This is a genomic window from Kushneria avicenniae, from assembly GCF_900112585.1.
GTDB classification, from domain to species: Bacteria; Pseudomonadota; Gammaproteobacteria; order Pseudomonadales; family Halomonadaceae; genus Kushneria; species Kushneria avicenniae.
The window spans coordinates 1-10,083 of sequence record NZ_FOLY01000011.1 but is presented as its reverse complement, the minus strand read 5'-3'; the positions used below and the strand labels follow the sequence as shown (position 1 = coordinate 10,083).

Below are 10,083 nucleotides of genomic sequence, written 5' to 3'. Positions count from 1 at the left end.
AAACTCCGATCGGATTTATTCTGGAAAGATGGCAGGATGAACCGGACAGGTTCCATCAAAACCCGAACCACTACTTCCCGGGACCAAACACCTAGCACCTTCTCTAGCTCTTTATCGCCTACTTTAACACTTGGCCAACGCTCTTCAGTACCATAAAAGCAGTGCTTCAGCCATTTCTGTGCTTCGCTATCCTTGATTTTTTCTATTATGAGATTTACACCTAGTGTAACCATAAATATAACCTCTGGCCAACCAGCAAACAAACTAGTAAAAATTGACATAAAACCTAGCACTGCGTTTGCGCCGGCTGAAAAACCATACATAAACACCAATGTCCAATTACCTTTCTTAGCGTTTTCAACCGCATTTTTAGCATCAAAATACGCAAATCCCCACGCTGCGAGCGCACCTAAGACGCGTCCGCTCCATCTCAAGGTAAGTCTGGTTTTAGATAACTCCCCAATCTTTCCCACTGCTTCCATTCGTTTTATACCGGTTTCAGTAGCATTCAAAATACCACCAATTAATCCCACACCGCTGGCATAGTAACGCCCAGCCGCTTCCTCGTCGGCAAATACATCGGCGTCTTTCATCTGGTCACGCGAAAACAATGTTGAAACCGTACTAAAGAGCAGTCCGACGGCTGCTATACGTGTATCTGCATTCACAAAGGCCTGAAACTTTGGCAGAGCCGTTTCACGAATATTGTCACTCGTAAGAAGAATCGGCTCGCTGGATCGTAGCAATCTGGCTTCTGCTGCCCTGCCCGAGCCCGGGCCATCAGCTGCTCTGCGTAATAGATCATCATCCAGTAGGATGATATTGGGTATACGGATACTGGGTTCTGCCCCGCCTGCCTTGAGCCATGCCTGTGTGACACGGCGCATTTGATTGGCACTGGGACGCTTGTTGCGCGGTATGCGTTCACGCATCTGTGCTGTTAACCAATCAACATGCTGCTGCGGTGTGCCTTCCAACGGTCGTTGCAGCATCAGACGCCCGGTGGAAAGCATCGAGGCTGCCAGATAAACATTCATCGCTGCCGAATCGAGCTGACGGGACAGGAATTTGGCAACCGGCGCACCAGTCTGATAAAGCAGTTGGGAGAAGACGTTTTTGGCGGCGTCCTCGCTTTGAGCAGGCTCAAACATGTGCTTTCGGCTCTTCTCCCAAGCATTGTTGATCTTGTCAAGCGTCATCTGGAAATTACTGGTTGTAATGATCGTGCCCGAGAGATCATTGACGGTTCTTGCATGTTCATCCTGATTCCAGATTAGGCTGCGCATTAATAAATTGGAAGAATCACCCAGAGCAGGCTGACTGACCCACTCCTGAATGACAACTTCACACTCTGCGCGATCTGCTGCATCCTCAAGGCACTCGATGAAATGATGAACGTATTGCGTGCCGGAATCGAGGTCATCCGTTCGATAGTCGCATTCAAAACAGGTTTTTAGCGCGTTCGAGCCAAGCCAGGTTGCATGATCTTCCGAGATGGGCGCATGGATGTTTTCCTGATCGTTTTTCAGATTGTCGGCGACATTGCTCTTGAAGTCCTGCTTCAGCTCTTCATCCGACATTCTTAAATATTCATTTTTAAACTCAAAAAGCCCGAACCAGACATCATTACGGGTTTCTCGCCACACTCTTTGACGGCGCGCATTAATAATGTCTGCATCGAGATACTGATGTTGAGTGGTGGCCCTGGTCTCGTTCAGCAGTCTTTCCATATCTTCCATGGTTTGTTGATCTGCCGGGCTCGCCGTGCCATTCGCGATCCTTCTCCTAGCTTCTCTGAGTCTTGCTTCCGGTGCTTCAAGCATCATGGCCTGATTATCAGCCACACCATTTCGGTAGATGGATTCTTCCGTGATCTGAACCGTATTCTTGATAGCCTGTACGCCCTCCCACGAGGTAATACGCCAGCTATAGAGCTGTAGTGACGCTGCCACGGCCTGAATCTGCTCGGCATTGAGCTCGACGGTAATGCCTCGGGGGTCGTGGGTCGCAAACACAATGGCGCGCCCGTCTGACTTCCTTTCAGCCGTTTCGATCAGGGTATTGGCTTCGAAGGCACGCCAGTGAAACGGGTATACCGACTCGAAAGTGGCCGTATTCTCGTCGTCATCCAGATCGGCCACCGTATTGTTAAAGGAGTGCAATGCGAAAGGACGATATTCGCTGACCCAATTCGTCAGTTCAGACAGCGGTGCGGTATGAGGCTGCCCCGCGCCGCCGCCAATGCATTGGGCGGGAGACAGAAACTGCATACGCTCTGAAGGGTTCTGCGCTACCCGTTGGCGAATGCTTTCATCCCAGTGCGTATCCGAAAAGGCCAGCCAGGCTGCCGACACTTCCTCCGGTGTGCTGATGGTGACACAGCGCGCCATCTGCCAGTCACTTGAACGACGACAGGCCTCATTTTTTTCAATATCGGGAAGAGGCGCGTCAAGAGGCAGTGGAATGAAGTTGCTGTCGCTGGTGACCGCATATTTTCGCCAGATGACACCTTCGGCATCTCCAGTCGGAAAATGCAGATAAAAGTACCCCTGACGCATGCAGCGCAGGATGTAGCTGGCATGCTGCATGGGTTTATCCAGTACGCCCTCTCCAAACGGGCTGCCCTGTGAGATCGGGGTAAGACCATGGATAGTGTGAGCATGGCTCTCGGCAATGGCTGAGTAACGGACAGGCAAAATCACCAGGCCAGGTGATTTTTCACACATCGTGCAGTCCTCACAGCCACCGGAACCGGTAGCCGCCGATGGCGTAGCAACCTGACTGCTGGCATCACCAACAATGGCACTGATATCGGGTGTCGAGTTCATGAAACATTGTCCTTTGCGTTCAGCCGAGTCCGGATGATCTGCCAGTCTTTTGCTGACCAGTGTGCTGTCGCTTTCTGATAAGAAGTGCCGCTTCTGGCGGAGGTGATGACGGCCGCAATTTTCGGATGATCAGTAATATCGGGATGTACAAGCACTTCATGAAGTACCAGTGCCAGTTGATCCTTGATGTCCTCAAGCCCTTGGGTACAGGCGTGATCCAAACGGCTGGCGAGATAAGGACCTGCCTCAGTATCGTCGCGAAGCCTGTCTGGATATGAAGTGCGCCAGTGCTTCAGGCATTCGCGGATGGCAGGCAGTATTTCAAGGTAACGATGCTGCTGTTCATCAAGTGCCAGACGCATCATCCGCCCTGCACTCGACTCGGGTGGAGACGTCAAAATCCACTGACCGTTCGAGTCCATCAGTTCCCAGTGCTGAATATGCCCCAACAGGGAATGAAGCTGACCATTAGTCAAAATCCATCGAAGATGCGTCATGATTCGCGGATCAAAATAGCGGCAATATCTTGTTTGCCTCTTTGGAACGCTGAACAGACAAAAACGGCTCAACTGCTCGCGCAGTATCCTGGCGTCAATATCTGCGTGCAGGATGGCGCAGACTACGGGGGGCAGCTTGTGCTGCCATCTCCGGCAGGCTTGCTCCCTTCCAGTGAGCCATTGAGCTGATCATGCAGTATCCAGGTGGTCATGTTTTAAGCCTGTCAGCCGACAAAGGATGATCCCTTGCTGGCGGCCCCTGCATGTTTGGTCTGGCAGTCACTGCCCTCCGGCAATTCCGGCATTGCCATATCCATGCTGGCCGGGCCATCGAACATGTGCTGGGCGCCCTTGACATCAATATTGCCGGGGCCGTGGATCTCGACGTTGCCGCCTTCGATACGGATATAACCACCGCCACTGGTCAGGAGAATGCCGTTGGCGGCATTGATCTGCACCCGGCCTTCGGTCGAGGTGATCTTCACGTCCTTCTGTGCGGTGAGCGCCATTTCATCACTCTGGGCCTGTACTTCCACCTTGCCCTTCGCCGCAAAGAGCTTGATGCCGGCACGGTAAACGAACATCGAGAGCTTTTCGGAGATCGAAGCGATCAGGCTGCGCCCCGCGGCAAGGCTCACGTCCTCTCCGCTCGAGACACTCAGCGAGCGCCCCTGGGCCAGGTGCGTGGATTCCGGCGTGCTCATGGTGATGCCAGCCGGCGAGGCCAGGTGCAGCCAGGGGGCCTTCATGCGGGCGGACTCACCTCGGCCGCCGGCATCGCTGGCGCCGCGGGCGCTGCTCTGATCCACATCCGCCAACTGCTCGCTGTTGCCGTAGCGATCATCGGCGTCATCGCCGGCCTGTTTCAGGCCTTCCAGCGTCTCGAAGGGGTCTGCGTTATGGTCGCTCGCGCTCTGGCTGAGCGTGTCCGAGAGGTTGTACGCGCTCTGGATCTGATCGCGCGCTGGGGAGAGATCGAGCTGATCACCACTGGCCCCGAGCTGGCCCCAGCTGGAGAGATAGAGCCCCTCGTTGGCACGGATGGCGCCATAGGCGTCGGTGCGCAGCTCGAAGCCGGTGCCGCGGAAGGCGCCGCGGTGGTTGCCGGTCTGATGGATCAGGTAGCCGAGGTTGAGCTGGCTTTTTGAATTAAAACTCAGGAAGAATCAAAAACGCCGTGGCATTTGCCACGGCGTTTACTACAGATTGGTGGGTCGCACATCTTCAGAGTCCAAAGACCTCCCAATCTGTAAACGCATATTTGTCCAATAACTCTGAAATCATCCAAAGCAGAAATACAGAATGACCAGCACCTCAGCCCAGCCGAGCAGATAGCAGAACAGAGGCCACAGGATTTCTTTCAAAGACAATGGAGGTTCGTTGTGGCGATTGCGCACGTAAGGATCATCCGGTGCAACGCGACATTTTTCCTCGACCCACTCGGGCCAATGCGGTACACGGCAGGTCCACTTGGCGATGATGCGGCCGGTGCCTGCCCACATGATCATGGGGGCAAAAATCAACTGCACCGCACGGCTATCAGCCAGCACCTGCGTAGCCTGTATCAGTGAATGGATGAAACCCTCACGCTTGCCATCCAGATCCAGCAGTCGCTGGTCGACCTCATAGGCCTGAATATGGCCGTCGGGCTCCTCCATATAGCGACGCACCAGCTCCCAGATTTCCAGCACGCCTTTCATCCCTTTAAGGCCTTCGTACTTGAAGAAGACCAGGTGATAAAGCATATTGCCGTTGCGGTCCCTTACGTATCCTCGAATTTCCTCACGCGACATGCCCCGGCGATCCTGAGATTTGGTCGCCTGGCTACTATAAAACTGGATGTCATCCCAGTTCATGGTGACGATACCCATATCCTGAGACCAGGCATAGACTTTGCGATCACGACGATTGAAACGCATGGGATAGTGAGTATTACGGAACATGTCCCATCGGATGAGTATATTGGCCATGATTAGCCCGATGCAAAAAATTAGAACCCCTATCAGTCCAAATATGTAAACAATTGCAGGAATTTCGTCCGCACGAAAAATTAGGCTAAAAACCAGCCAAAACACCCCAAAAAGGAGCGGCACTCCACCCATTATTCCAAAAAAAGAAACAACCCCTCTCAGACGGTTGCCAGAATCAACGACCTCAAGATAAGTAGAGTTAACTAAAACGACCGAATCATTGAATCTTGCATTCGCTTCACTAGCATCTTGTTTAACTTTGTTCAAAATCTGAGTGCGTCCTCCCATACCTCTGGCGCGAGATATGGTACTGGAAAACCCCCAATTGGCCTTTACGACCAGGTTCATAAAATCCTTGGCATTCGTAGGCCGCATATTACTATTCCTTATGAGTTATCGCTTCGAGTCGCTGTAGTTCGGCTTCCAATCTGGCAGTGCCCGGGCTCGGGTCACCGCGCTCACCAAAAGCACACTCCGCCAACCACTCCTGTAAGTCATTCTCAGTGAAATACCAAATAGCGACTGTGGCCGCGATGGCGAAAACGCCAAGTATTGCGCCGCCCCACCATAACAACGGCGACGCCCGAGAGAGCAAAATTAACAGTATCGACGTACCACTGGTAACTTCTACGGCAGCGCCTACCGCGGCAAAAAATAAGGCAAAGCTCGCAACAACAGTAGCGCCGCCGGAACTGACATACAAAACCCCTAAGGCCGTTTTTCCTTCACGATAGTTCTCTATACCCTCCAAAATATCCATCGCCCCCAAAATGACACCACCCGCCAGTCCGAGACGCCCCCCCAGTCTTGCCAGAAATTTACTTCTTTCCATTAATACATCAGCTGATTCCCGAAAAATCTTCTGGGCATGCTTCATAGACTTTCCCACGACGTCAGCCAGACCACTACCGACTGCCAAGGCCATACCGAGGAAGCGACCTTGAACTCGTCCACCCCCATGAAGAACGCTGTCCGTGCGTGTGAAGAAATCCCACATTGTTACACCAGACAAGACAGCGCCCACAACGCTGGCCGAGAACACTAGCTTCTCCCGGCCCGTCAGGTTGATCGCGCTAGATGGCTCGGCCATGAATTCATGGAACGGAGTGAGGTCTATCTGGCGCATATCGAATCTGGCAGATGGCCCCCGATCGACGGTAATGAGAGCGCGCGTCTCTACCCGGACCTTCTGCTGGAACTGACGCAGCTCGCTCTCGCCCCAGTCGGGGTGGATCAGCTTGAGCGGCTCGCGCGTCCGGGATAGTGCTTCCTCGAACGTCGCGCTGACCCGGGTGATCTGAATCGAGCTTCCCGAGATCATCCCCAGGGTGAGCAGGAATGGCGTCGGATTCTGCGCTTTGGCCACAGCACTTTGCATCGGCCCCAGCACATGGCCGAGCATTCTGGCGGGAGAGGCAACTTCGTCGGGGTAATCTTCCGTCAGCCCAATATAAGCGGCGATCAACGGCCCCCAGGGCAGGGCAGCCGGGTTGTTGGCCGGTTCGCCGAAGTCGACATCGCTGGCCGCCATGACCTGTTCCACCAGACGCTGCTGGTTCAGGCACATGCCGCGCAACAGCAGGTTGTCATCGCTGATCTCGGTCGACGATAGCCATTCCACGTATTGCTTGAACGCGGGCGCGTAGCTCTGAGTGCCCAGCAATACGAAGGAGATCACGGAGACAAAATTGATCCCCGATTCGACGTTCGCATCATCGAATCGACTGTTGAGGTAAATCAGTAGGGGATTGCCGGTCAACCAACTCACATAGGCCGATGCCAATGGTTGCATGTTATCTTTATCGTAATCCGATAGCTGCGGCCGATAGGTGTTCTCCATCCAGTGATCGGGCTCTCCGGGGCGGAGCTTGTCACCATACTTGCCCCAGGCATCGTCCGCAGCCTCCTCAAGTTCATCCTCGCTGATGCTCTTGTACGCGGCCAGCCGCTCGGCTTCGACCTCTCGCCGATAAGCGGGGTCTTCCTTCTGCCGGCGCTCGAAATTGGCTTTGGCGCTTTGCTCGAACCCCGGGTGTCCATATCCGTTGTGGTATTTGTCGTGAAGCCGATCTTCAACGATCTTATTGGCGCGCTGCATCCGCGCCCGCTCCCGAAAGCCGTCACGCAGCGCGTTGATGACCACTGCTGTCACGAACGGGCGCTTGATCGCTTCCTTCTCGTTGAACTCATTCTCTCGCTCGGCGAGTAACGCGGCGAGATCGCTGGTCACACCGGCCGGGTCATCGAGCACGAACAGCGCTGGCGTCATCTCACTTGGCTCGGCCTGACGCTGCGCCCAGTCCACAAAACCTTCGACGTCATCTCGAAGACCATTGATGGGGGCAAGGCTATGGCTTAAAGCATTGACTTCTGCGCCTGATCTCTGATTTGTGCTCTCGGTGTCACTTGATTGTCGGCGAATCCAGGGAAAACCGGCTTCGGCCACGCGATCTCCCAGCTCACTGAGTGGCCGAGCATAGTTCGCCGAACCACCCTTCCATTGCGGCATCGACAGCTTGCGCATGGCGTCACGCCGACCATTCTCGTTGGTGGCATGCTCCTTCCATACGCGTTTGGTCCAGCGATCATCAGAGAAGGCCAAATAGATATCTTCGGCCTCATTGGCAGACGGAATGGTGACGCAGCGCCCTGGATAAACATGATCTGGATTGGCACGGCAGGGGAACTCTTCGTCCTCCACCGGCGCATGGATATCGGTATCGAGCGGTCCCGGCGCGTCGGGGTCGAGTGCCAGCAGCTCGTCATGGTTGACATCGATGTAGCGGCTGAGAAAGCCTTCATCGGTCACATAATAGCCCTGCCAGCGACCGCGCTTGACGTTGAATACGTACAGGAAGCCCTCACGCAGGAGCCTCAGCGTGTAGTGCTGGCCTCCCGAGAGTACAATCTGCGAGACGGCATCATCTGCTAGATCCGATGGCAGCTCAGGCGCCCCGATACCGACGTCATCACTACGCGCCACGGCATAACGTACAGGCAGAATCGGCAGGCCGCCGCCGCCGCAGAAGCTGCAATCCTGACGTTCTTCGCAGGGGCTGCTCATGCTTGCTCCTCGAGTTCCGAAACAATGATTTTCCACTCGGCATCAGTTAATTGATCCAGATGGCTGGCAAGGCTTGAGTTACCCTGAGAGGCTTGTGTCAGAAATTTTTGAATCACGGGGTGCGTTTCCAGGGCGGGATGGTACTGTGCTGCTCTCTCTGCAAGATATTGCTGATGTTCGACCGACAAACCAAACGCCTCCTGTCCATGACGCAGCATATTATCCAGCCAGCGCCAGTGCGCTTCATTCTGCGGCCAGTCAGGCGCGATCATGGCCAGGCGGCGCAGACTCTGATTCAGGGTCGCAAAGCGATCAATAGTCGCCCATTGAATTCGGGTCAATTCCAGCCAGTGAATCACCGGTTTCTCTCCGCTACCTGTGAGTGATCGCCATTGACCTACTCCGTCAGGCCAAGACCAAAGCTCGATGGGACCAAGCAGCCGAGCCATTTGCTTCGGCGTCAAAAGCCACGGTAGATGCCGAAAGACAAGGGGGTCGTAATAGCGGAACCAGTAATGGCGTCGGTCACCGGGACGCTTTTGTAATAGCTGTCGGCGTAGATGATAAGACATGTCATTAAAGCTCTCCCCTCCCATTATCAATGCCGAGAAAAACGAGGTACCACGCAGTTGGTAACGCCTGATACGCTCAGCGAGAACCTCATGCTTTTCGTCAGGCAGTATTGTAAGGTCGATCAACTGCGGCAGGCGATGCGGCCTGGCTGGTGCAGGCGACGTTTCCAACGCCTGAATCGGAAGATCGCGCCAGTCTCTTTCGTGCACGATCAATGGATTGACCAGGGCGTAGTTGAATTGCTGCAGCAGCCCGTCTATCTCTATCGGTTTTTCTACTTGTATCGAATGTAAAGACATGGGTCAGCTTCCCACAGGTGAGCTGCCCGAAGACGATTTATCGGCGCCTGCAAACTGCTTTTCACACTGACCCTCTGGCAGCTCCGGCATCGCCATATCCATGCTGGCCGGGCCGTCGAACATGTGCTGGGCGCCCTTGACATCAATATTGCCGGGGCCGTGGATCTCGACGTTGCCGCCTTCGATACGGATATAACCACCGCCACTGGTCAGGAGAATGCCGTTGGCGGCATTGATCTGCACCCGGCCTTCGGTCGAGGTGATCTTCACGTCCTTCTGTGCGGTGAGCGCCATTTCATCACTCTGGGCCTGTATTTCCACCTTGCCCTTCGCCGCAAAGAGCTTGATGCCGGCACGGTAAACGAACATCGAGAGCTTTTCGGAGATCGAAGCGATCAGGCTGCGCCCCGCGGCAAGGCTCATGTCCTCTCCGCTCGAGACACTCAGCGAGCGCCCCTGGACCAGGTGCGTGGATTCCGGCGTGCTCATGGTGATGCCAGCCGGCGAGGCCAGGTGCAGCCAGGGGGCCTTCATGCGGGCGGACTCACCTCGGCCGCCGGCATCGCTGGCGCCGCGGGCGCTGCTCTGATCCACATCCGCCAACTGCTCGCTGTTGCCGTAGCGATCATCGGCGTCATCGCCGGCCTGTTTCAGGCCTTCCAGCGTCTCGAAGGGGTCTGCGTTATGGTCGCTCGCGCTCTGGCTGAGCGTGTCCGAGAGGTTGTACGCGCTCTGGATCTGATCGCGCGCTGGGGAGAGATCGAGCTGATCACCACTGGCCCCGAGCTGGCCCCAGCTGGAGAGGTAGAGCCCTTCGTTGGCGCGGATGGCGCCATAGGCGTCGGTGCGCAG

General features: G+C 55.0%; 7 protein-coding genes and 1 pseudogene. All 8 read right to left on the bottom strand.

Annotation, left to right across the window (positions count from 1 at the left end):
* A partial coding sequence (locus BM079_RS16440) for a T6SS effector BTH_I2691 family protein (RefSeq protein ID WP_090136292.1) occupies positions 1–2,828 on the bottom strand: 2,828 nt, incomplete at its 3' end.
* Positions 2,825–3,325 carry a hypothetical protein gene (locus BM079_RS16670; RefSeq protein ID WP_175489746.1) on the bottom strand — a complete coding sequence of 167 codons (501 nt, stop codon included), beginning with the start codon at positions 3,323–3,325 and terminating at the stop codon, positions 2,825–2,827. The genes BM079_RS16670 and BM079_RS16440, both read right to left, overlap by 4 nt.
* Positions 3,326–3,549: 224 nt before the next feature.
* Positions 3,550–4,074, bottom strand: coding sequence for a DUF2345 domain-containing protein (locus tag BM079_RS16910; protein ID WP_245743226.1), 525 nt, complete (start codon positions 4,072–4,074; stop codon positions 3,550–3,552).
* Between the two features lie 219 nt (positions 4,075–4,293).
* Positions 4,294–4,443: pseudogene (locus BM079_RS16905) on the bottom strand (type VI secretion system Vgr family protein); the annotation flags it as partial.
* A gap of 162 nt (positions 4,444–4,605) precedes the next feature.
* Positions 4,606–5,670: a DUF6708 domain-containing protein gene (locus BM079_RS16425; RefSeq protein WP_090136286.1), complete on the bottom strand. Its 1,065-nt coding sequence runs from the start codon at positions 5,668–5,670 to the stop codon at positions 4,606–4,608.
* A gap of 4 nt (positions 5,671–5,674) precedes the next feature.
* Positions 5,675–8,359 (bottom strand): T6SS effector BTH_I2691 family protein, encoded by a 2,685-nt coding sequence (locus tag BM079_RS16420; protein WP_217639721.1) that lies wholly within the window; start codon positions 8,357–8,359, stop codon positions 5,675–5,677.
* Positions 8,356–9,231, bottom strand: a complete 876-nt coding sequence (locus BM079_RS16410; RefSeq protein ID WP_090136283.1) for a DUF4123 domain-containing protein — start codon at positions 9,229–9,231, stop codon at positions 8,356–8,358. The genes BM079_RS16420 and BM079_RS16410 overlap by 4 nt, the downstream gene beginning before the upstream one ends.
* Before the next feature lie 3 nt (positions 9,232–9,234).
* A partial coding sequence (locus tag BM079_RS16405; RefSeq protein WP_139215332.1) for a DUF2345 domain-containing protein occupies positions 9,235–10,083 on the bottom strand: 849 nt, incomplete at its 5' end.

Coding starts and splice junctions, on each gene's coding strand:
- BM079_RS16670 (WP_175489746.1), bottom strand. CDS start 3,325: ATGACGCATCTTCGATGGATTTTGACTAATGGTCAGCTTCATTCCCTG.
- BM079_RS16910 (WP_245743226.1), bottom strand. CDS start 4,074: ATGAAGGCCCCCTGGCTGCACCTGGCCTCGCCGGCTGGCATCACCATG.
- BM079_RS16425 (WP_090136286.1), bottom strand. CDS start 5,670: ATGCGGCCTACGAATGCCAAGGATTTTATGAACCTGGTCGTAAAGGCC.
- BM079_RS16420 (WP_217639721.1), bottom strand. CDS start 8,359: ATGAGCAGCCCCTGCGAAGAACGTCAGGATTGCAGCTTCTGCGGCGGC.
- BM079_RS16410 (WP_090136283.1), bottom strand. CDS start 9,231: ATGTCTTTACATTCGATACAAGTAGAAAAACCGATAGAGATAGACGGG.